Source organism: Saccharothrix sp. NPDC042600, from assembly GCF_040647305.1.
In the GTDB taxonomy this organism is placed as follows: domain Bacteria; phylum Actinomycetota; class Actinomycetes; order Mycobacteriales; family Pseudonocardiaceae; genus Actinosynnema; species Actinosynnema mutabilis.
In genome coordinates, this window is the sequence record NZ_JBEZBW010000041.1 from 1 (window position 1) to 20,446 (window position 20,446).

General features: G+C 72.7%; 22 protein-coding genes. 10 read left to right on the top strand and 12 right to left on the bottom strand.

Features of this window, described 5'->3' with window-relative positions; genetic code table 11:
- Positions 1–176: 176 nt before the first annotated feature.
- The 3 genes from AB0A74_RS23415 to AB0A74_RS23425 all read left to right on the top strand — a co-directional run bounded on the left by AB0A74_RS23415 (position 177) and on the right by AB0A74_RS23425 (position 3,039).
- Complete coding sequence (locus tag AB0A74_RS23415; protein WP_358252571.1) at positions 177–905, top strand: CoA-transferase; 729 nt, start codon at positions 177–179, stop codon at positions 903–905.
- Positions 902–2,077, top strand: coding sequence for a thiolase family protein (locus AB0A74_RS23420; protein ID WP_358252467.1), 1,176 nt, complete (start codon positions 902–904; stop codon positions 2,075–2,077). Before AB0A74_RS23415 ends, AB0A74_RS23420 begins: the two co-directional genes overlap by 4 nt.
- Positions 2,078–2,238: 161 nt before the next feature.
- Positions 2,239–3,039 carry an IclR family transcriptional regulator C-terminal domain-containing protein gene (locus AB0A74_RS23425; RefSeq protein WP_358252469.1) on the top strand — a complete coding sequence of 267 codons (801 nt, stop codon included), beginning with the start codon at positions 2,239–2,241 and terminating at the stop codon, positions 3,037–3,039.
- A 25-nt stretch (positions 3,040–3,064) separates the two neighbouring features.
- Here the strand turns inward: AB0A74_RS23425 and AB0A74_RS23430 are convergent, their stop codons facing one another.
- Positions 3,065–4,069 carry an aldo/keto reductase gene (locus AB0A74_RS23430; protein ID WP_358252470.1) on the bottom strand — a complete coding sequence of 335 codons (1,005 nt, stop codon included), beginning with the start codon at positions 4,067–4,069 and terminating at the stop codon, positions 3,065–3,067.
- A 94-nt stretch (positions 4,070–4,163) separates the two neighbouring features.
- Between AB0A74_RS23430 and AB0A74_RS23435 the strand changes: the two genes are divergently transcribed.
- On the top strand, positions 4,164–4,856 hold the full coding sequence (locus AB0A74_RS23435) for a TetR/AcrR family transcriptional regulator (protein WP_358252472.1): 693 nt from the start codon (positions 4,164–4,166) through the stop codon (positions 4,854–4,856).
- Here the strand turns inward: AB0A74_RS23435 and AB0A74_RS23440 are convergent.
- From AB0A74_RS23440 to AB0A74_RS23460, 5 genes are all read right to left on the bottom strand, one after another.
- Complete coding sequence (locus AB0A74_RS23440; protein ID WP_358252474.1) at positions 4,821–7,331, bottom strand: DUF2156 domain-containing protein; 2,511 nt, start codon at positions 7,329–7,331, stop codon at positions 4,821–4,823. The two genes, AB0A74_RS23435 and AB0A74_RS23440, sit on opposite strands and share 36 nt — an antisense overlap.
- Positions 7,232–8,500, bottom strand: a complete 1,269-nt coding sequence (locus tag AB0A74_RS23445) for an alpha/beta hydrolase-fold protein (RefSeq protein WP_358252476.1) — start codon at positions 8,498–8,500, stop codon at positions 7,232–7,234. The genes AB0A74_RS23440 and AB0A74_RS23445 overlap by 100 nt, the downstream gene beginning before the upstream one ends.
- 137 nt (positions 8,501–8,637) lie before the next feature.
- Entirely contained in the window at positions 8,638–9,075 is a 438-nt protein-coding gene (locus AB0A74_RS23450) for a group II truncated hemoglobin (RefSeq protein ID WP_358252477.1), read from the bottom strand.
- Positions 9,076–9,162: 87 nt separating this feature from the next.
- Positions 9,163–10,326, bottom strand: coding sequence for an alpha/beta hydrolase (locus AB0A74_RS23455; RefSeq protein ID WP_358252479.1), 1,164 nt, complete (start codon positions 10,324–10,326; stop codon positions 9,163–9,165).
- A 69-nt stretch (positions 10,327–10,395) separates the two neighbouring features.
- Positions 10,396–11,160, bottom strand: a complete 765-nt coding sequence (locus tag AB0A74_RS23460; protein ID WP_358252481.1) for a MerR family transcriptional regulator — start codon at positions 11,158–11,160, stop codon at positions 10,396–10,398.
- Positions 11,161–11,295: 135 nt separating this feature from the next.
- Here AB0A74_RS23460 and AB0A74_RS23465 point away from each other — a divergent pair, with 135 nt between their 5' ends.
- The gene (locus AB0A74_RS23465) at positions 11,296–11,616 is read left to right on the top strand and encodes a YciI family protein (protein WP_358252483.1); all 321 of its coding nucleotides are present in this window, start codon (positions 11,296–11,298) and stop codon (positions 11,614–11,616) included.
- A gap of 55 nt (positions 11,617–11,671) precedes the next feature.
- A complete protein-coding gene (locus tag AB0A74_RS23470; protein WP_358252485.1) occupies positions 11,672–12,862 on the top strand; it encodes a sigma-70 family RNA polymerase sigma factor in 1,191 nt (396 codons plus the stop codon).
- Here AB0A74_RS23470 and AB0A74_RS23475 read toward each other — a convergent pair.
- Together AB0A74_RS23475 and AB0A74_RS23480 are read right to left on the bottom strand one after the other, a co-directional pair.
- Positions 12,804–13,562, bottom strand: coding sequence for a protein phosphatase 2C domain-containing protein (locus AB0A74_RS23475; RefSeq protein ID WP_358252487.1), 759 nt, complete (start codon positions 13,560–13,562; stop codon positions 12,804–12,806). The two genes, AB0A74_RS23470 and AB0A74_RS23475, sit on opposite strands and share 59 nt — an antisense overlap.
- A gap of 59 nt (positions 13,563–13,621) precedes the next feature.
- A complete protein-coding gene (locus tag AB0A74_RS23480) occupies positions 13,622–14,545 on the bottom strand; it encodes a hypothetical protein (RefSeq protein WP_358252489.1) in 924 nt (307 codons plus the stop codon).
- 225 nt (positions 14,546–14,770) lie between these two features.
- Between AB0A74_RS23480 and AB0A74_RS23485 the strand changes: the two genes are divergently transcribed.
- Positions 14,771–15,958: a peptidoglycan DD-metalloendopeptidase family protein gene (locus tag AB0A74_RS23485; RefSeq protein ID WP_358252491.1), complete on the top strand. Its 1,188-nt coding sequence runs from the start codon at positions 14,771–14,773 to the stop codon at positions 15,956–15,958.
- Positions 15,959–16,043: 85 nt separating this feature from the next.
- Here AB0A74_RS23485 and AB0A74_RS23490 read toward each other — a convergent pair whose 3' ends face one another.
- Positions 16,044–16,445, bottom strand: a complete 402-nt coding sequence (locus tag AB0A74_RS23490; protein ID WP_358252493.1) for a hypothetical protein — start codon at positions 16,443–16,445, stop codon at positions 16,044–16,046.
- A complete protein-coding gene (locus tag AB0A74_RS23495) occupies positions 16,379–16,618 on the bottom strand; it encodes a hypothetical protein (RefSeq protein ID WP_358252495.1) in 240 nt (79 codons plus the stop codon). The genes AB0A74_RS23490 and AB0A74_RS23495 overlap by 67 nt, the downstream gene beginning before the upstream one ends.
- 48 nt (positions 16,619–16,666) lie before the next feature.
- Here AB0A74_RS23495 and AB0A74_RS23500 point away from each other — a divergent pair, with 48 nt between their 5' ends.
- The gene (locus AB0A74_RS23500) at positions 16,667–17,257 is read left to right on the top strand and encodes a helix-turn-helix domain-containing protein (protein WP_358252497.1); all 591 of its coding nucleotides are present in this window, start codon (positions 16,667–16,669) and stop codon (positions 17,255–17,257) included.
- Here the strand turns inward: AB0A74_RS23500 and AB0A74_RS23505 are convergent.
- The gene (locus AB0A74_RS23505) at positions 17,250–18,389 is read right to left on the bottom strand and encodes an MFS transporter (RefSeq protein ID WP_358252573.1); all 1,140 of its coding nucleotides are present in this window, start codon (positions 18,387–18,389) and stop codon (positions 17,250–17,252) included. The two genes, AB0A74_RS23500 and AB0A74_RS23505, sit on opposite strands and share 8 nt — an antisense overlap.
- Positions 18,390–18,450: 61 nt before the next feature.
- Here AB0A74_RS23505 and AB0A74_RS23510 point away from each other — a divergent pair, with 61 nt between their 5' ends.
- Positions 18,451–18,822, top strand: coding sequence for a MerR family transcriptional regulator (locus AB0A74_RS23510; protein ID WP_358252499.1), 372 nt, complete (start codon positions 18,451–18,453; stop codon positions 18,820–18,822).
- Here the strand turns inward: AB0A74_RS23510 and AB0A74_RS23515 are convergent.
- The gene (locus AB0A74_RS23515) at positions 18,813–19,799 is read right to left on the bottom strand and encodes a hypothetical protein (protein WP_358252501.1); all 987 of its coding nucleotides are present in this window, start codon (positions 19,797–19,799) and stop codon (positions 18,813–18,815) included. The two genes, AB0A74_RS23510 and AB0A74_RS23515, sit on opposite strands and share 10 nt — an antisense overlap.
- A 68-nt stretch (positions 19,800–19,867) precedes the next feature.
- Between AB0A74_RS23515 and AB0A74_RS23520 the strand changes: the two genes are divergently transcribed.
- Complete coding sequence (locus AB0A74_RS23520; RefSeq protein ID WP_358252502.1) at positions 19,868–20,446, top strand: TetR/AcrR family transcriptional regulator; 579 nt, start codon at positions 19,868–19,870, stop codon at positions 20,444–20,446.

Sequence of the window (20,446 nt, forward strand, 5' to 3'; positions counted from 1 at the left end):
GAGCGCGGTGTGGCCGAGCGCGGTGTGGCCGAGCGCGGTGTGGCCGAGCGCGGTGTGGCCGAGCGCGGTGTGGCCGAGCGCGGTGTGGCCGAGCGTGGTGTGGACGAGCGTGGTGTGGCGGAGCGCGCGCTGGGCAGTGGGCGGGGAGGTGTGGTGTGAGCTATTCGGCCGACGAGATGATGGCGGTGGCGGCGGCTCGGGCGTTGTCGGGGCGGCAGCGGGTGTTCGTCGGGATCGGGTTGCCGTCCACGGCCGCGAACCTCGCCCGGCGGACCCACGCGCCCGATCTCGTCCTGGTGTACGAGTCCGGGACGCTCGGGTCCAAACCGGACCGGTTGCCCGCGTCCATCGGCGACGGGATCCTCGCCGAGACCGCGGACGCCGTGATCAGCGTCCCCGAGGTGTTCAACTACTGGCTCCAGCCGGGGCGCATCGACATCGGGTTCCTCGGCGCGGCCCAGCTCGACCGGTTCGGCAACATCAACACCACCGTGGTCGGCGACTACGACCGGCCCGCGGTGCGGCTGCCCGGTGCGGGTGGCGCGCCGGAGATCGCCGCGTCGTGCCGCGAGGTGTACGTCGTGGTGCGGCAGAGCAGGCGCAGTTTCGTGGAACGGGTCGACTTCGTGACCTCCTTCGGGCACGGCACGGGCCGTGGCGATCGGGAACGGTTGGGCCTTCGAGGGGCGGGTCCGACGTTGGTGATCACCGACCTGGGGGTGTTCCGGCCGGACGCCGGGACCGCCGAACTGGTGCTCACCGCCTTGCACGAAGGTGTATCCCTGGACGACGTGCGCGCCGCGACGGGATGGGACCTGAAGGTCGCACCCGACCTCGGCCGCACTCCCCCACCCACCGCTGACGAGCTGGCCGCGCTGCGGGCGCTCAAGGAGGCTTCGAAGTGACCGACGTGTTCGTGCTCGACGGTGTGCGCACCCCGTTCGGCCGCTACAGCGGCGCCCTGTCCGGGGTGCGGCCCGACGACCTGGCCGCCCACGTCGTGGGAACGCTCGCCCAGCGCACCGACCTCGACCCCGCGCAGGTGGACGAGGTCGTGTTCGGCGACGCCAACCAGGCCGGCGAGGACAACCGGAACGTGGCGCGGATGGCGGCGCTGCTGGCCGGGTGGCCGACGTCCGTGCCGGGGACGACGGTGAACCGGCTGTGCGGCTCGGGGATGGACGCCGTGATGCAGGCCTCGCGCACCATCGCGGTCGGTGACGCCTCCTTGGTGGTCGCGGGCGGTGTGGAGTCGATGAGCCGGGCGCCGTGGGTGATGCTCAAGCCGGGCAAGGGTTTTCCGGCCGGGCACGAGACCCTGCACTCGACCACCCTCGGGTGGCGCATGACCAACCCGAAGATGCCCGCCGAGTGGACGGTGTCGCTCGGCGAGAGCACCGAAGCGCTCGCCGAACGGTTCGGCATCGGCCGCGACGAGCAGGACGCGTTCGCACTGCGCAGCCACCAGCTCGCCGCCAAGGCTTGGGACAACGGCTTCTACGACGGCCACGTGGTGCCCGTGCCGGGTGCCGACCTGACCCGCGACGAGGGCATTCGCGCCGACACCAGCCTGGAGAAGCTGGCCGGGTTGAAGCCCGCCTTCCGTCCACAGGGGACGGTGACGGCCGGCAACGCCTCCCCGTTGAACGACGGCGCGTCCGCACTCCTGCTGGGTTCGCGGGAGGCCGCCGACCGCCTGGGCGCGACGCCGTTGGCGCGCATCGCCGGACGCGGTGCGGCGGGGGTGGACCCGGACGTGTTCGGCATCGGCCCCGTCGAGGCGGCCGAGATCGCCCTGCGCCGCGCCGGGATCGGGTGGGGCGACCTGGCGGCGGTGGAGTTGAACGAGGCGTTCGCGGCGCAGTCGCTGGCGTGCCTGCGGTCGTGGCCGGAGCTGGACCCGGAGATCGTCAACGTCAATGGTGGTGCGATCGCCATCGGCCACCCGCTGGGCGCGTCCGGCGGGCGGGTGGTGCTGCAACTCGCCCACGAACTGCGCCGGCGCGGGGGTGGTTGGGGGCTGGCCGCGCTGTGCATCGGTGTCGGGCAGGGGCTGGCCGTGGTCGTGGAGGCGTAGCGGGCGAGGGAGGCGTAGCCGGAGAGGGAGGCGCGGCCGGCGGCCGACGGGGCGGCGGCCACCGAGTTGCCGCCCGGAGTGCGGGTGGTCGCCGAGGCGTGGCCCGTAGCCGTAGTGCGGGTGGTCGGCGGGGTGTGGTCGGTGGTTAGGGTGGGCGGATCATGGGTGAGTCGGTGGAGCGGGGCGCGCATCACGTGCAGTCGCTGGAGCGCGGGTTGGCCGTGATCCGCGCGTTCAGCGCCACCGCGCCCGCGCTCACGTTGACCGACGTCGCCAAGGCCACCGGCCTGACCCGCGCGGCGGCGCGGCGGTTCCTGTTGACGCTGGCCGACCTCGGGTACGTGCGGACCGACGGCAAGCTGTTCTCGTTGACCGCCCGCGTGCTGGAACTCGGGTACGCGTACCTGTCCAGCCTCTCGCTGCCCGAGATCGCCCAGCCCCACCTGGAACGGCTCTCGGGAGAGGTGCGCGAGTCCACCTCCGCCTCGGTGCTGGACGGGACCGACGTCGTGTACGTGGCGCGGTTCGCCGCGTCGCGGATCATGGCCGTGTCGATCACCGTGGGCACGCGGTTCCCCGCGTACGCCACCTCCATGGGTCACGTGCTGCTGGCCGGGCTGCCCTCCGGCGAGCTGGAGCACCACCTGGCCTCCGCGCGGTTGGAGCCGTTGACGTCGCACACGATCACCTCCGTGGAGCGGCTTCGGGACGAGCTGGACAAGGTGCGGGCCCAGGGCTGGGCCCTGGTGGACCAGGAGTTGGAGGAAGGGCTGCGCTCGGTGGCGGCCCCGGTGCGTGACCGCGACGGCCGGGTCGTGGCGGCGGTGAACGTGTCCACCCACGCCAGCCGGACCACCCTGGACCGCATCCGCAAGGACATCGTGCCGCCGCTGTTGGCCGCCTGTGCCGCGATCGAGGAGGACCTCGCCGCCGACCCTGCACGACCGCATCTCCCACGATGACGGGCGCCAAGGCGGCCGGCGTGGCTCAGCGCTCGCTGTCCAGGTCGGCCATCAGGGGTGTGGCGTAGCGGGAGCCCGCGGCGGCGTCGGCGGGGATCGCGGCGGCGATGGCCGACAGGTCGGCCTCGGTCAGGGTCAGGGCTGTCGCGGCCAGGGCTTCGGTGAGGCGGGCGCGGGTGCGTGCGCCTACCAGCGGGACGATGTCCTCGCCCTGAGCCGCCACCCAGGCGATGGCGGCCTGTGCGACTGTCGCGTCCTTGGACTGCGCGACTGTGCGCAGTGCCTCCACCAGGGCCAGGTTGCGTTCCACGTTGCCCGCCTGGAAGCGCGGGCTGACGGCCCGGAAGTCGCCGGTGAGCGGACGGTCCGCCCGCCAGTGGCCGGAGAGCAGCCCTCGCGACAGGACCCCGTAGGCCGTCACGCCGATGCCCAGTTCGCGGACCGTGGGCAGGATCTCCGCCTCGATGCCCCGCGACAGCAACGAGTACTCGATCTGGAGGTCGGCGATCGGCGCCACCGACGCCGCCCGCCGGATCGTCTCCGCGCCGACCTCCGACAGGCCGATGTGGCGCACGTGGCCGGCTTCCACCAGCTCCGCGATGGCCCCGACCGTGTCCTCGATCGGCACGGACGGGTCCAGGCGCGCCGGGCGGTAGACGTCGATGTGGTCCGTGCCGAGGCGGCGCAGGCTGTAGGCGGCGAAGTTCTTGACCGCCGCCGGGCGGCCGTCGTAGCCCGACCAGCCGCCGTCCGGGTCGCGCAGGGCGCCGAACTTGACGCTGATCACCGCGTTGTCCCGGGAGCCGGGGCGGGTGCGCAGCGCCTCGCGCAGGAGCAGTTCGTTGTGGCCCATGCCGTAGAAGTCGCCGGTGTCGAACAGGGTGACGCCGGCCTCCAGGGCGGCGTGGACGGTCGCGGTGCTCTCGGCCTCGTCGGCGGGGCCGTACAGGTCGGACATCCCCATCAGCCCCAGGCCGGGGGACGACACGGTGGGCCCGGTCTTGCCGAGAGTGCGGAACGACGTGGTCATCGGGGTTCTCCTGACGTGAGTATCAGCGCTACCGACAACACGGTAGCACCGATTCCGGTATCAGCGCTAACCACGATTGGGTTAACATCGATGCATGGGCGAAGAGCGCACCCCCACCACGCGCGAGCGGATCATCCAGGCCGCCGCCGAGCTGCTGGCCGACGGCGGGATCGACGCGGTCTCCACGCGCGCGGTGGCCGCCGCCGCCGGGGTGCAGGCCCCCGCCCTCTACCGGCTGTTCGGCGACAAGCAGGGCCTGCTGGACGCGGTCACCGCGCACGGCTTCGAGCGGTACCTGGCGGCCAAGAAGACCGTCGCGCCCAGCGCCGACCCGGTCGAGGACCTGCGGCGCGGCTGGGACCTGCACGTCGAGTTCGGCCTCACCCACCCGGCGTTCTACGTGCTCATGTACGGCGTCCCCCAGCCCGGCCGCCGCCCGACCGCCGCCGACGACGCCTACCGCCTGTTGATCGGCATCCTGGAACGGGTCGCGGAGACCGGCCGCCTGAAGGTGCCCGTGGAGACCGCCGCCAGCATCGTCCACGCCACCAACACCGGCGTCACGCTCAGCCTGATCTCCGCCCAGGAGAAGGACCCGGACGTGTCCACGCGCACCCGGGACATGGTGCTCGCCTCCATCACCACCGACGAACTCCCGCAGGAGGACACCACGCTGTCCGCCCGCGCCCTCGCCCTGGACTCCACGCTCAACCGCCAGACCCACCCGCTCAGCCCCGCGGAAGCCGCCCTGCTACGCGACTGGCTGCACCGGCTCGCGGCGAACTGACCGCAGCACCCGCCCGGCCAACCGCACCCCCTGCCGCACGCTCATCCCCGGCAGGTAGGCCCGCCCGACCGCGTTGGCGATGCGCGGCAACGCCGCCGGGTCCGGGTAGGCCATGTAGAGCGGCCGGTACACCGGCTGGAACTTGGCCTTGAACGCCAGCAGCGACCGGAACCCGTACACCGGCTCCAGCACCCGCCCGGTGAAGTCCAGCACCCGCTGCACCGCGCACGGCCGCGCGCCCCGGTCCAACCGCGCCAACGGCGCCCCCGACAGGCTCAGGAACGAGAAGCCCTCTTCCCGCAACGCCAGAGCGGCCGACGCGATCAGGAACTCCATCGCCCCGGGGAAGGCGCTCCCCCGCCGCCGCATGAAGTCCAGCGTCCACCCGACCACCCGGCCGTCCCCGTGCACCGGCAGCCAACTGGTCACCGCGTGCACGGTCCGGTCCGCGTCCACGGCCACCAGGCACCGCACCCCGTCCCCGGACAGCTCCGCCAGCCCGCCCAGCGTGAACCCCATCTCCGGCAACCCCTTGTCCGCCACCCACTCCGCCGAGATCGACCGCACCTGGTCGGTCAACGCGGGCGGCGCGTCGGCGTAGCGCACCCACTCGGCGGTGATGCCGCGCTTGCCCGCCTTGTTCAACGCCGTCCGCACGTCCTGCCACTTGCGCCCGGTGAAAGCCAAGTCGCGCAACGGAACCACGGTGTCCTCGGCGACCTGCACCGCGTGCCACCCGGACGACGCCACCTCGTCCCGCAACTCCTCACTGATGCTGTAGAGGCAAGGCGTCCACCCCTCATGCGCACAGAAGGACGCGAACCCGCGCACGGCCGCCCGCCGAGCCTCCGGCGGCCCGATCGGATCCCCTACCGTCAACGCGATCGTCGCCACCACCCGATACGCGACCACGGCGCGACCGTCGGGCGTGAACCAGTACCTGTTGCCGCGCCAAGTCGTCATGTACGACAGCGAGGTTCCGCCGTGCAGCAGCACCAGTTCCCGCGCCCGCGCCGCCGCGTCCTCCTGCCCGACGCGCCGCGCGTGCCACAGCGCCTGCAACAGCCCGCCCAGCACGACCAGCCAGAACACCACGCCGGTGTACTCGAACAGCACCGCCGCCACCAGGTCGTCCGGCCGGAACGGCAGCGGCACCAGCCCCAGGTAGCCGGGCGGCAGGAAACGCGCCGGCAAGTCCGCCACCAGGTCCGCGAACCCCGGCACGGGCGTGAACTGCTCGCGCACCACGTACCCGCCCAGCACGTACACCGCGCTCAACGCCGCGAACCCGCCGCCGGCCACCGCCCAGAACCGCCGAACCGGTGTGGGCAACGGGAAGTGCCGCCGAGTGCACAGCAACACCACCACGATCGCCAACGGCAGCAACAAGGGCAACGCGAACTCGACGAGCAGCGAAGGCGTGAACGGTTCCCCCAGGTCCACCACGTACCAGCCGAACAGCACCGCCATCCCGAGGTTGAGCACCAACGCCGCCCACCACGCGAACCGCCGCCCCCGGCGCAACCCCTCCGCCAGCACCAGCAACAACAACGCCGGCACCACCGACATCAGCAACGCGGGCACCCGGTCGTAAGCCGCCTGGGCCTGCGCGGTCCGGCACCGCGACCACAGCTCCGGGTCCGCGCACAGCGCCGCCACGGTCTCCGCGTCCGGCTGTGACACCGCAACCACGTCGGTGAACCAGGACAACGGGCCGTTGGCGTAAGGCGACAGCCACACCACGATCGGCCCCAACGCCGAAGCCGCCAACAGCAGCGCCACGAGCACCCGGGTCTCCGACGCCAGCACCGCCACCGGACGCCGCCGCACCGCCCCCAGCACCAGACCGATGAGACCGCCGCACAGCCGCAGCACGTCCTCCAGGTACCCGGAGTACAAAGCCAGGGCCAGCAAGCCCAGGACCAGCAGCAACCGCACCCGCCGACGCCACAGCGGCGGCAGCCGGAAGCTCAGCGCCAACGCCAGCCCGGCCACCCCCGGCGACGGCCCCACCGCCAGGTCGTACTCCAGCGACGAAGGCCAACTCCACCCCGTCGACGCGCCCAGCCGCACCAGCCCGGCCCCCGCGAACACCGCCAGGACCTGGCAGCCGAGCAGGACCACGGCCGTCCGAACCCGCCCGAACTCCCGTTCCGCGACCGGCCCGAACACCAGCAGCAGCGCGCTGGTCCCCAGGTACCCGGCCAGGTTCGCGCACCACAACGCCGAACCGAACGCCGTCCACAGTGGAGAGGACACCCCGAAGCCGACCCGCTCCAGCAACTCCTCCGGCGGGCCGGACCACAACGACCCGCTGACCACCCCGACGCCCCACAACGTCACCAGCACCGCGGACGTGACGGGCGCCCGACGGATCAGCGGGCCAAGCCGGTGCGCCGCGCGAGCCACGGCAGCGAGTCGTACAGCCCCGGACGCCACACGTTCCAGTCGTGGCCGCCGGGAAGTTCCGCCCACCGCACGTCCATCCCCGCCCGTTGACACGCTTCGAACACCTTTCTGTCCTCGTCGCGGTAATAGACGTCCTGCGCGCCGGCGACCACCACGCCCTCGGTGTCGGGGAACCGCCGGTCCGCCAGGATGTCGAGCGGGTTCACCCGTCGGAACGCCTCCGCGTCACCGCCGAACACCCGGCGCACGGTGTCCGCGCGGTTCCCCAACGTGGGTTCGGCCTGACCGGCGATGTCGATGAACTTCCCGTACACCGAAGGTGCGCGCACAGCGAGTTGCAGCGCGCATGTGCCGCCTTGAGAGAACCCGGCGACGGTCCACGAGGTGCGCCGCTCGTCCACCACGAGCCGCCGCTTCACCCAGTCGGGCACATCTTTGGCCAGGTACGTCTCCAAGGCGCCGCGCGGCGAGTCCACGCAGAGCGGATTTGCCATCAGGGACCCGAGTTGGTCGACCATGACGACGATGGGCGCGAGTCCCCGGTGCCGGCGGGCGAACGCGTCGAGGTGGGTCGTGAGCCGGCCCGCGTCCAGCCAGTCGCGCGGGGTGCCCGGCTGGCCCGCCAGCAACACCACCACGGGCAGCCGGGGCCGGGGCGACACCGCGTACGCGGGCGGCAAGTACACCCAGGCGTCACGCGGCCGGTAGTCGGTGCTCGCCGGGATCGACGCCGACGACACCGTGCCCTTGTCCGGCACAGCGGACGGCCGCCACACGTCGGCGAGCACAGACCCGTCCGGCAAGGTGAGTTCGGCGGCGGGCCGGGCGGCTTCGTCCAGGTCCACGGTCTCGGCCAACAACGGCCCCAACACCGCGCGCATGGTCGGGTACTGCCCATAAAAGGTGTTCACCCCGGACAACGCGCCCACCAGCACGACCACGACGGCGAGCACGGTCAACAGACGACGCCCTCGCCAACGCGCCACCGCCAGGACGAGAGCGAGCACCACAGCGCCCAGGCACACCAGCACTTTCAGCGGCAGCGGCTCGGGGAACGGCCGCCACACCACGTTGACGACCAGTCCGACCAGAGCCGCGAAGGCCGTGCCGGCGAGCACCGCGAACAGGACGATCCGGAAAGGACGGACACCGAGGGCGAGCAACACCAACCCGGCGACGGCCACCACGGTGACCGCCGCCGGTATGGGTCCGTTGATCAGCGAAAGGTCGAGCACTCCGGGCTTCCCGTCACATCGTCGGCGCGATGCGTCCAGTCCACCCGCGACCCGCCCTCCGGCGCATCGGACGAACGGCCCGCCGCCGTCCGCCCGTCGGTTGAGCCGGGATCAGCCCCAGGTCTGACAACCCGGGGTCACTGCCAGTGCCACCGCGGGACGTCGCCCGCGCTCTCCGGGTAGGCCTCGCCCGGCTGCGACACGTCCCGGGCGATGGCCGTGCCCCAGTCGATGTAGCGGCCGAAGCTGTCCTGGAGGCGTTCGTCGGCGGGCAGCACCTCACGCGCCGACTCCTTCATCAGCGCCGCCCACCGGGCCCGCTGCTCCTCGCTGATGCCGAGACCGTGGTGCGCCCGGAGGATGTGCAGGTGCCCGCCCAGCTCCTCGGTGAACGTGGCCGGGCCGCCGAACACCTCCGCCAGCCACACCGACACGTGCTCCAGGTGCTCGCGCGTGAAGTTCTCGAACAGCGGCTTGAGCAGCGGGTCGTCGAGCACCTTGGCGTAGAACACCTCCACCAGCTCGTCCAACACCTCGGTGCCGCCGATGGCGTCGTACATCGTCTGCTCGGTCATGCGCCGATCCCCTCTGCCCGTCGTCGCCCGCGATGATGATCGCGATGTCGTCGGCGGCGCACGGGTTTTCGCGGCGGGCGGACGGGGTCAGCGGCGCAGGGCGCGGTGGAAGAACGAGCCGACCAGGTCGCGGACCAGCGGGACGGACCGGGCGGCGGGGATCTCGCCGACCAGGTTCACCCGGTCCTGCTCGGTCATCAGGCGGGCGTCGACGAACTGGGCGGACATCGGCGCGAAGTCGGTGAACACCCAGTGCGTGGCGTCGGCGATCTGGTGGTGCCGCGTGCGCGGGCCGTGGGAGAGCATGGCCGCCCACGAGGTGCGGTACCGGTCGTCCAGGTAGCCGTCGGTGCCGACCAGGAACAGCGGCCGGTCCACGCCGTCCCGGGCGACGGGCAGCAGTTCGCCCGGTTTGCCCGGTTCGATCGCGTAGTCCAGGTAGCCCTCCAGGTTCACCGCCGCGTCGATGCGCGGGTCCTCGTACATCGCCTGGGCCGCCGTGGTGCCGCCCGCCGAGTGCCCGTACGCGCCGACGCGCCGCGGGTCCAGGGCCTTGTGCAGGTCCCGGGGCAGTGCGCGGCCCGCCGCGTCCGGGTTGCCGCCGGCGGCGAGCACCTCCACCTGGTCGAGGACGAACTTCACGTCCAGCAGGCGGACGGCGATCATGTCCCGGAAGATCGCGGGCTTGACGCGCGGGTCCTCGGGCAGGGCGATGGTGCGCAGGCGGCCGTCCGGGAACTCGACCTCGCTGGTCTCGCCGGGGTGGTCCATCGACACCACGACGAAGCCGCGGCTGGCCAGGTGCTCGGCCAGGCCGGTGTTGATCGTGCGCGGGTCGCCGCCACCGGTGCTGTAGAGCAGCACCGGCCGCCGCGTCGGCAACGCGGGCGCGCCGACGTGCGAGTGGGTCTTGGTGGCGGCCCAGTCCACACCGGAATCGGGCAGCTCCGGGTGCCCATACACGGCGTCGAGCTGCCCGAACACCTCGGCCGCGCGTGGCGGCATCTGCGGCGCGACCGGGTAGCCGCGCACGGTGCGCGCCGGGTAGTGCACGGTCACCATGACCTCGCGCGGCTTGCCCAGGGCGTCGGGCCACGGGTCGGTGCGCTGGTGGTCGACCAGGTGCAGCGTCGTGACGCCCACCTTGTGCGGCCCGTCCGGTTCGGGCAGCCGCACCGGTTCAGCGGCCACCGCCGGCACGCCGCTCACCACGAGCAGCGCGGCCGTCAACCCGATCATTCTTCGGAACACGGAATTCCCCCTTGTGTGTCGAACCGCGACGGTGGCCGGCGGGCACCCCCTGTCCGCCGGTCACCGGCCTTAACGCGCAGCCGCGTACATGCGGCCCACGTAGTCCCACAGCCCGTCGCCCAGGTCGCTCAGCGGCTGGTCGGGCAGGACGTCGCGCAGCACGCCGTGGCCGTGCTGCCGGAAGAAGGTGCTCATCGACCGCAGGAGGTCGGGGTCGTCACCCGCGAACATGCGGCCGATCTTGGCCAGCCGCCGCCCCTCGGCCTGCACCTCCGGGTGGTCCACGGGCGTGGCGGCGCGGTAGTGGGCGATGATCGCCGACAGCACCTTGGGCCACTCGGCGTCCAGGTGGCGGCGCTCGTCGTCGGTCAGGCGGTCGGCCAGGTCGAACAGGACCTGCCGCTGGTCGCGGCTGAGCGAGTCGTCGAACACGCTCGTGCAGCCGAACAGGGCGAGCAGGTCGGCCGGGTCGGGGCGGGGCCCGTCGAGCTGGTCGAGCAGGCCGCGGGTCTGCCGGCGCAGGGTCTCCAGCCGCCACACCTGGTCGTCGAGCTGCTCCAGGTGGGCGGTCAGGACCTCGCGCAGGCCCGCCGGGTCGGCCAGGGCCTCGCCGATCTCGTCCAGGGACATGCCCAACTGCCGCAGCAACCGGATCCGGTAGAGCCGCTGCAGGTCCGGCTCGGTGTAGCGGCGGTGCCCGGAGGCCGTGCGCTCGCTGGGGCGCAGGAGGCCCAGCTCGTCGTAGTGGTGCAGCGTGCGGACAGTGAGACCGGTGACCTTGGCCAGGGCGCCGACGCTCCACCGCGGCTGCTTCACATGCTCCGTTCCGGTCACACCACTGACCATAAAACCTCACGTGGCGTCAGGTTCAACACCGTATCGGGTGGTGTGTCGAGAACCGGTGGTGTCCTTCCGGACGGGGTGCCGTTCGTCGTAGTGGTGGAATGCCACCGACGACGGGAGTTGCCAATGAAGTACATGCTGCTGATCTGCGCCTCGCCGGACGTCGAGCCGGACGGCGGCGGCATCACGATCGACCAGTGGCTGGCCGAGGTCGAGGGCAAGCGGGTGGACGGGTCGGAGCTGGCGTCCCGGCGCAGCGCGACCACCGTGCGGACCCGTGGGGACGAGGTGCTGCTGTCCGACGGGCCGTTCGCCGAGACCAAGGAGCACATCGTCGGCTACGACGTGGTCGAGTGCGCCAATCTGGACGAGGCGGTGCTCATCGCGTCCCGACACCCGGTGGCCCGCTTCGGCGCGGTGGAGATCCGCCCGTTCACCGATGCCTGACGCCCTCCGCAACCACCGCACCCCGGACTGTCGTACCCCGGACTGTCGTACCCCGGTGGGAGAATGGAGTCGGGGGCCGGAGGCCGCCGTCGAGGAGGTCTTCCGCGCCGAGCGCACCCGGATCGTCGCGACGCTGATCCGGGTCACCGGCGACTGGGACCTGGCGCAGGACTGCGTGCAGGACGCCTTCGCGCAGGCGCTGGAGCGGTGGCCGCGCGAAGGCGTCCCGCGCAGCCCCGGCGCGTGGCTGACCACGACCGCCCGCAACCGGGCCGTGGACCGGCTGCGGCGCTCGGCGGTGGAGGCGGCCAAGCTGCCGCTGACCCTGGACGACCCGGTCGAGGACGGGTTCGGCGACGACGTGCTGCGGCTGGTCTTCACGTGCTGCCACCCGGCGCTGTCGCTGGAGGCGAGGGTCGCGCTCACCCTGCACACGGTGGCGGGCCTGTCGGTCGCCGACATCGCGCGGGCGTTCCTGGTGACGGAGTCGACCATGGCGAAACGGCTGGTGCGGGCGCGCGCCAAGATCCGGGCCGCCCGCATCCCGTACCGCGTGCCGCCCGCGCACCAGTTGCCCGAGCGGACCGGCGGCGTGCTGGCCGTGCTGTACCTGCTGTTCAACCAGGGGTACTCGGCGGTGGAACGGTGGGAGCTGTGCGCGGAGGCGATCAGCCTGACCCGCACGCTGGTGGCGTTGATGCCCGACGAACCGGAGGCGGTGGGCCTGCTGGCGCTGATGCTCCTGCACGACTCGCGCCGCGCGGCCCGCCTGTCCGGCGACGACCTGGTGCCGTTCGCCGGACAAGACCGGTCGTCGTGGGACGCCTGCCGCATCGCCGAGGGCACGACCCTGCTGGACCGGGCGCTGCGGCGCGGCCGGCCAGGCCCGTACCAGGTGCAGGCGGCGATAGCGGCGTGCCACGTGGCTCCGGACGGTCCGAACTGGCCGCAGATCGCGCTGCTGTACGGGCGGCTGGTCGAGCTGGTGCCGTCCCCGGTGGTGGCGTTGAACCGGGCGGTGGCGGTGGGCGAGGCGAGCGGTCCGGCGGCGGGGTTGGCGCTGGTGGACGAGCTGGCGGGCGAGTTGGCCGAGCACCACCTGTGGCATGCGACCCGGGCGGACTTGCTGCGTCGGCTGGGACGGCCGGGAGCGGCGGAGGCCTACCGGACGGCCGCCGGGCTCGCGCCTACCGAGGCGGAGCGGCGGTTGTTGGCGCGGCGGGCCGACGAGGCGGAACGGGGATGAGTGCGGCGGTGACGTTGTCGTGGCCGCCGGCGGCGAGGGCGTGGCCGACCAGGGCACGGGCGGCGTGCAGGCTGTCGCCCGGCCCGGCCGCCGCCCGCAGCTCCGCCGGGTCAGCCAGGTAGCGCGACAGGCCGTCGGTGCAGAGCAGGACACGACCGGCGCACGACGGGCGGTGGCCGCGCAGGCGTGGCCGTGGGTCGGAGGCGTCCGCGCCGAGCCAGGCGGTGAGGGCGTCGTGCTCGCTCGTGTCGTCCTCGGTCAGCAGCAACCCCGGGCCTTCGTCCGGCAGCCAGTACGCGCGGCTGTCGCCGACGCCCGCCGCCCACAACCCCTGCGGACCGACGACCGCGGCGACGTAGGTGGTGGCCGGGGCGACGCCGAGGGTGGACGGGCCGCCGGCGAGCGCGGCCACGGCGCGAGCCGCGTGCGCGACGGAGTCGGTGAGGGCGGTTTCCGGCAGCGTGTTCACCGTGAGCGCCTTGACCAAGGTCGAGGCACCCGCTTCGGCGGCCACCTGTGCCGCGCGCTCGGGTCGCGCGGACAGGGAAACGCCGTCGCACACCACTCCGACCGTCCACTCCCCCGCTGTGGTGAGCACGACCGCGTCCGCGTTGACCGCGCGCCGCAGCCCTCGGTTCGTAACGAAGGCCGCACCATCCACAGTGGACTCGACGTGGGCGCGGAAGTCGGTCTGGTTCAAGCCGCAGTCCCAGCAGTGGCCGTCGGGGGCGACCGTTCCGGCGCATCGGGCACAGGGTGTCATGTCCATTCCCACCCTATCCCCAGCACGCCGCGCGGCACGTCCTTCGCCGTCAGGTGCACCAGGCGGCCGGGGGCGAGGACCAGGTCCGCGCCCCGCTCCACCGGGCCGTCGTCGTGCTGGGACAGCGCGAAGCAGCGCACCGGCAGGCGCGACTCGGTGAAACGGACGCTCATCACGTAGTTGCCCACGGGGTAGCGGAACGCGCGGCGGTAGTCCACGGCTTCCGTGCCGCCCTCCACGGTGAACGCGTACTCCAGCAAGTGCGTCTGACCCGCGTGCAACGCGTGGTCGAACAGCAGTTCCACGGCGATGACCGGCGCGGCCGGGTGCCTTCGCACGCGGCCCAGGCGGCAGTTCTCCACCGCTTCCGGCACGATCGCGTCCGGGTCCGTGCCCGGGTCCGCGCAGTACACCGCCAGGTGCCGGTCGGGGTGGCCGTCCACGGCCAGCAGCACCTGTCTGGTGTGGATGCGCCGGATCGCGCCCTCGCCGCACACGGTCACCGCGTCGTCCTGGCACCACAGCCGCAGGTTGCCGTCCGACGGTCCGACCAGCTCGTCCACCGTCTCGGCCAGCGACTGCGCGGGTTGCAGCATGCTGCCGTACCGGCCGGTCGCCCGGCGTCGCGCCGCCCACCGGCCACGCGGGCGCGGCGGGCCCAGCAGGGACTCCAGGGAGTGCCTCGGCAACCCCAGGATCGCCTCGATGGCCTGCACGGCGCGCAACGAGTCCGCCCGCTCCGGACGGCTGCGCCCCAGTCGCCAGTAACTCAGCGTCGCCAGGCTGACGTGGATGCCGCGCCGCGCGAGGCGTTCCCGCAGGCGTTCCAGGGTCAACCCGCTGCGGTCGATCGCCGCGCGCAGCGCCTCGTGGAACGGACCCGTGCGCAGCAGGACGTCGACGTCGGGTCGGACGGACACGGCCTGCCCCCTCGACTGTGGAAGAAAACAGTTTAGGAGCCCGGTCGCTCCGGACATGACCGACCAACGACGGTAGCCGTTCACAGTTTTGCCCCGGTTTCCACAGTGAAGCGCCGCCCGCCGCGAGTGGTCTTGACCAGTTTCCGGCCACCGGTATGTCATCGGGCGCGCGGCAGCCCTCCCTGCACCGGGCTGCCGGTTCCCTGCAAGTGTCCTGGAGGGCACATGTCCCTTTCCCTGCGGCGAATCCTCGCCACCGGGGCGTCGCTGGCCGCCGGTGTGGCGGTGCTGGTCGTGCCGTCGACCGCCACCGCGCAGCCGGACCTGGCGACCACCGTCCGCTCCGCCGTGCTCGACCGGCACGGTGCCGCGCTGCAAGAGCAGTGGGGCACCCGGTCGCTGCGCGAGCCGCTGTTCGAACCAACCCGGACGTCCGGCGACTGGGTGTTCGGCAGCACCACCGTGCCCATGGCCTACGGCCAGGAGCACGGGTCTCCGCTGATGGCCCTGTTCCTCGCCAAGCGCACCGGCAAGACCTGGAAGGTCGAGTTCGACGGCACTCCGGGCTTCGCGTCGCTGGCGCAACACGCGCCGGTGCTCAGCGACGGCGAGAAGGAGACCTTCCGCAACAACGCCTCCGGCGTCCAGACCGTCGCCGACACCGGCCTCGGCCTGCCGTGGCCGCAGGGCGTGGCGTGGTGGATGGGCGGCGGTCCGCACGGCAACAGCGGCAGCACCCGGCCGTTCAGCTCGATCGACTTCAACGGCGGCGACGGCCGTGTCCTGTCCGCGGGGCCCGGGCGCGTCTACAAGAGCTGCATCCGGGGCCGTAGTGCGCTGGTGAAGGTCGTGCACGACAACGGTTACAGCACCACGTACTACCACATGTACGACCTGACCACGTTGGCCGACGGCAGCGCCGTGCGCACCGGCACGTACCTCGGGCACATCGGCAACGAACTGCCGTGCGGCGGGTCGAGCACCGGTGCGCACGTGCACTTCTCGCTGTTGAAGGGCAACACGCACATCAGCGTCAACGGCATGACCATCGGCGGCTGGACGTTCTACGAGGGCGCCCAGGCCTACGGCGGTTACGCGCAGCGCGGCAGCACCCGCGTGAACGTCGGCGGCCGGGTCACCAACTACGGCGCCGGCACGACCCTGCCGACCGGCACGGTGAACGGCGGCTCGAACAGCACGGTCAACCTGCGCTCCGGCCCCGGCTTGAGCTACGACGCCGTGGGCACGGTCGCGAACGGCGCCGTTGTCTCCATCGCCTGCACGGCGCGCGGTGAGACGGTGGAGGGCGTGTGGGGCGCGACCGACCTGTGGAACCGCCTCGAAGACGGCAAGTGGATCAGCGACGGGTTCGTGGACACGGGTTCCAACGAACCGGTGGCGGCTGCTTGCTGAACAAGCCGTGGGCGGGCTCCGGCCTGCACCGAACCCGCCCACGGCCCATGTCCACCGGAGTGCGCGGCGAGCCGGTCGCCCGTGATCAGTGCGGGAACACCGACGGGTGCCGGGCCACGGTCCGGTGATCGGCGATGGCCGCCGCGACCTCGGCCATGGTGTCGGTGTCACGCAGGCGGTCGAGGTAGTGCACCGAGGCGGCCAGCGCGGGCAGGTCCACGGCGAAGTACACGGCCATCAGGGGGTTGACGAACAGCTCGCCGCCGGCGGTGCGGGAGGTGAAGGCGACGTCCCCGAACCGGCCGCGCAGCGCGGCGGCGATCTGCCCGTTGACGATGCTCGGGCGCAGCGGCGTGGCGGCTTGGGCGTGGGCGACGGCGTCCACCCCGAGGTGGTCGGCCAGGAGTCGGTAGGCGGTGGTCAGCGGGCGGACGCCGGCGCGCGGGAAGGCGTGGACGGTGGCGAAAGGGCTTGGTCGTCGAGCCACCGGGTCAGCGTGCGCTCGGGGGAGTAGTCGTCCGACCCGGCGCTGTCCGGGCGCAGCGCCACCGCGAGCGGCAGGCCGGCGTAGACGTCGAAGCCGCCGCCCGCGCCGGCGACCAGGACGTTGGTCGCAGACCTCAGGCGGGTGAACAGTGGGGGCTCGGCCAGGGAGAACACGGCGAGATCGTACGCACCCGGCGGCGTATTTGGACTACAGTCCGGTTCGTGCCCGAACCGGATCACGAACTGCTCGACCTGCGTGGCGCGCGGCCCAAGGAGCGGGCCGATGCCGCGCGGAACCGGGCTGCCGTGCTCGACGCCGCCGCCGCCTTGTTCCGTGAGCACGGGGTGGACGCCGTGTCGATGGACGCCATCGCCACCGCCGCCGGCGTGGGCAAGGGGACGTTGTTCCGGCGGTTCGGGGACAAGGCCGGGTTGGCCGCCGCCCTCCTGGACGAGCAGGAACGCACGCTCCAGGAGGCCGTCCTGACCGGCCCGCCGCCGTTGGGGCCGGGGGGCGATCGGGGCAGCAGGGTGCGGGCGTTCGTCGCCGCCTACCTCGACTACCTGCTCCCCCACCTGGCGCTGATCCGCATGTCGGAGACGGCCTCGCCGGGCGCGCGGTACCGGATCGGCGCGTACCGGTTCTGGCACCGCCACCTCACCCTCCTGCTCCCCGGACCCGACCCGGAGGCCGACGCGCACACCCTGCTCGCCGCGCTGTCCGCCGAGCACGTGCACGCGGTCCTCCCCCGACTCGGGCCCGACCGCGTGCGTCAAGCCGCCCTTCGCCTCGCCGACGCCCTGGTCAGCTGACCGGGAACCGCCGGACCGCGACCAGCACCGGGACCAGCAGGACCAGCACGCTCCACGGGAACGACCCCGGGCCGGCCGCCGCGAGCAGGACACCGCCGACCACCCCGCCGCCGGCCATGGCCACGTTCCACAAGGTCACCAGCATGGCCTGCGCGGTGTCGGCGGCCGGACCGCCGGCGTGCGCCACGGCGGTCTGCAACAGCGTCGGCACGCCGCCCCAGCCCAAGCCCCACAACGCGACCGCCGCGTAGACGACCACCGGACTGTCCGCCAGCACCCCCAACGCCCCCGCCGCGACGCCGACCAGGACCGTCGCCGCCACGGTCAGCGCCCGCAACCGCCGGTCGATCAACGCCCCCACCAGCCAGATGCTCGCGATCGACGCCACCCCGAACACCAGCAGCACGACGTCCACCGAACCGCCCATGCCCACCGCGCCCAGGAAGGTCGCGATGTAGGTGTAGAAGATGTTGTGCCCCAGCACGAACGTCGCCGTGACCACCAGCACCGCCACCACACCGGGCATCCGCACCGCCGCCGCGACCTGCGGCCGGCCCGACGTCTCGCCCGGGAAGTCCGGCACAGCGAGCAGGATCCACCCGACCAGGACCGCGGCGATCCCCGTCATCACCCAGAACGCCGCCCGCCAGCCGACCGCGCCGCCCAGGAACGTCCCCGCCGGGATGCCCAGCGACAACGCCGCCGGGATGCCGGCCATCACCACCGCGATCGCCCGTCCCGCGGACTCCGCGGGCACCAGCCGCCGCGCGTAACCGGCCAGCAGCGCCCACACCACGCCCGCCGCGACCCCGGCCACGAACCGCGCCGCCAGCGCCACCGGGAACCACGACGAGACCGCCGTGACCGTGTTGGCCACCGCGAACCCGACCACCGCGACCAGCAGCAACCGCCTGCGCCGCCAGGACGCGGTCGCCGCCACCAGCGGGATCGCGGTGACCGCCGTGCCCACCGCGTACACCGTCACCAGTTGGCCCGCGGCCGACTCGCCGACGCCCAGGTCCGCGCTCATCGCGGGCAGGACGCCGGCGGGCAGCGCCTCGGTCAGCACGGTCACGAACGCCGCCGTCGTCAGGGCCAGCAGGGCGCCCAGGGGGAGCCTCACCGATGTCATCACCATGAGCCGTATGCTCAAACCCTCACACATGTGTGAAGGTCAAAGTGAGGGGGCGCACATGAGGATCGGGGAGCTGTCGGAACGCACGGGCACGTCCCGCCGCCTCCTGCGCTACTACGAGGAACGCGGCCTGATCGTGTCCACCCGCCGCGCCAACGGCTACCGGGACTACGACGAGCGCCTGGTGGACCGCGTCCTGCAGATCCGCGGCCTGCTCGACGCCGGCCTGCCGACGCGGATCATCAAGCAGATCCTGCCCTGCCTGGACAAGCCGCGCGTCATCTACTTCCCCGACGCCACCCCGGAGATGATCGCGACCCTGGAACGGGAACGCGACCGCATGACCGAACGGGTCGCCTGCCTGACCCGCAACCGCGACGCGATCTCGGAGTACCTCGACGCCGTCCGGGAGTACAACGGTCAGCGGTAGTGGGCCGCGACGACCTCGAACGCCGCCTTGCGCCGCCAAGTCCCGTCCTCGCACACCTTCACCACGCCGTAGGACGCCATGTCCAGGTCGAGGTCGTCCCGGTGCGGCAGGAAGTGGTTGGCGAACGTGTAGACGAACGCCGTGTCCACGCCGACCTCCTCGAACAGCGACAGCACCTCGTCCAGGTACCGCGCCTGCTCGTCCTCGTCGCGCTCGTACGGCCCGTCCAACCCGACCGGCGTGGGGCCGTCCCACCGCACGACCAGGCCGCCGCGCGCGCCGAGGTCGCCCGCGCCCCGGAAGGTCGCCGACCCGAACTCCGTGACGGCGAGGGGTTTCCCGGCCGCCACCAGGGACCGGATCGACTCGCGGTAGCGGTCGGCGACCTCCGCGGACCGGTAGGCGTCGACGGCGACGAAGTCGAACGGCGTCCAGTCCACGCCCTCGAACGGGATCGAGGCGTAGGTGACCTTCCCGCCGAACCGCTCCCGCACCACCGCCACCGCCCGCGCCAGGAACTCGTTCACCCGCCCGGGGACCGCGGCCAACGCGGCACCGACCTCGTCGCGCGGCGCGGACAGCAGCCACCGCGTCCGCTCGTGCCCGTCGGCGCCCGGCAGGAACCCGGTGGTGAACAGGCTCAGCTCGGCCCCGGTGACGAACACGACCTCCGCGCCCCGCCGCCGCACGCCCTCCGCCCGCTCGGCGCAGTCGGCCAGCACCGCCAGCAGCTCCTCCGGCGTCAACTCCCCGGTGAACGGCGAGAACCACACCTCCAGCCCCAGCTCGGCCGCCGACCGCGCGGCGGTTTCCAGCCGCTCCGGGTGGCCGCCGGTCAGCCGCACCGCCGTGCAGTGCAACTCGTCGCGGATGACGCGCAGGTCGCGCGCCACCACATCGGGGTCCCACGGCTCGTGCGTGGTGTCCCCGTACTTGTTGATGAAGCCCGTGTCGTAGCTGATGCCCTTGCCGCGCATGCCCGCCCCTCTCACTTAAGGTACGTAACGTACCCTATGTTAGGGTACACCGAGTACCGGAGGTGTGGGTGGAGCGGAAGACGCGACGGCGCGGAGCCGACCTGGAGGAGGCGATCCTCGCCGCCGCGGCGGCGGAACTCACCGAGCACGGGTACGCCTCGTTGACCATGGACAAGGTCGCGAAGAGGGCCGGCACCAACAAGAACGCGCTCTACCGCCGCTGGCCCAACCGGGCCGCGCTGGCCATCGCCGCCTACAAGCACCTGATGTCGGCCGAGACCCCGGTGCCCGACACCGGGGAGCTGCGCGGTGACGCGCTGGAGTTGTTGCGCCGCGCCAACTCCTACTGGTCTTCGCCGCGGGGCGCGGTGTTGCGGGACCTCATGGAGAGCATCGGGCTGCCCGAGTTGCTCGCCCAGGCCCGCGACGAGGTGGCGGACGCGGGCAGCGCGTGGTGGCTGACCGTGGTGGAACGGGCCGTGGCCCGGGGCGAAGCGCGGCCGGAGGCGCTGCGCCCCAGGGTGGCGACGGTGCCGATCGCCTTGCTGCGCAACGAGTTCCTCACCAGCGGGACGCCGACCGTGCCCGACCGCGTGCTGGTCGAGATCGTCGACGAGGTGTTCCTCCCGCTGGTGCGGAACCGCTGA

Excerpts from the sequence above, each read along its gene's own strand:
- AB0A74_RS23415 (WP_358252571.1), top strand. The coding sequence starts at position 177 with ATGATGGCGGTGGCGGCGGCTCGGGCGTTGTCGGGGCGGCAGCGGGTG.
- AB0A74_RS23485 (WP_358252491.1), top strand. The coding sequence starts at position 14,771 with ATGTCCCTTTCCCTGCGGCGAATCCTCGCCACCGGGGCGTCGCTGGCC.
- AB0A74_RS23515 (WP_358252501.1), bottom strand. The coding sequence starts at position 19,799 with ATGCGCGGCAAGGGCATCAGCTACGACACGGGCTTCATCAACAAGTAC.
- AB0A74_RS23450 (WP_358252477.1), bottom strand. The coding sequence starts at position 9,075 with ATGACCGAGCAGACGATGTACGACGCCATCGGCGGCACCGAGGTGTTG.
- AB0A74_RS23505 (WP_358252573.1), bottom strand. The coding sequence starts at position 18,389 with ATGACATCGGTGAGGCTCCCCCTGGGCGCCCTGCTGGCCCTGACGACG.
- AB0A74_RS23430 (WP_358252470.1), bottom strand. The coding sequence starts at position 4,069 with ATGACCACGTCGTTCCGCACTCTCGGCAAGACCGGGCCCACCGTGTCG.
- AB0A74_RS23465 (WP_358252483.1), top strand. The coding sequence starts at position 11,296 with ATGAAGTACATGCTGCTGATCTGCGCCTCGCCGGACGTCGAGCCGGAC.
- AB0A74_RS23510 (WP_358252499.1), top strand. The coding sequence starts at position 18,451 with ATGAGGATCGGGGAGCTGTCGGAACGCACGGGCACGTCCCGCCGCCTC.
- AB0A74_RS23435 (WP_358252472.1), top strand. The coding sequence starts at position 4,164 with ATGGGCGAAGAGCGCACCCCCACCACGCGCGAGCGGATCATCCAGGCC.
- AB0A74_RS23425 (WP_358252469.1), top strand. The coding sequence starts at position 2,239 with ATGGGTGAGTCGGTGGAGCGGGGCGCGCATCACGTGCAGTCGCTGGAG.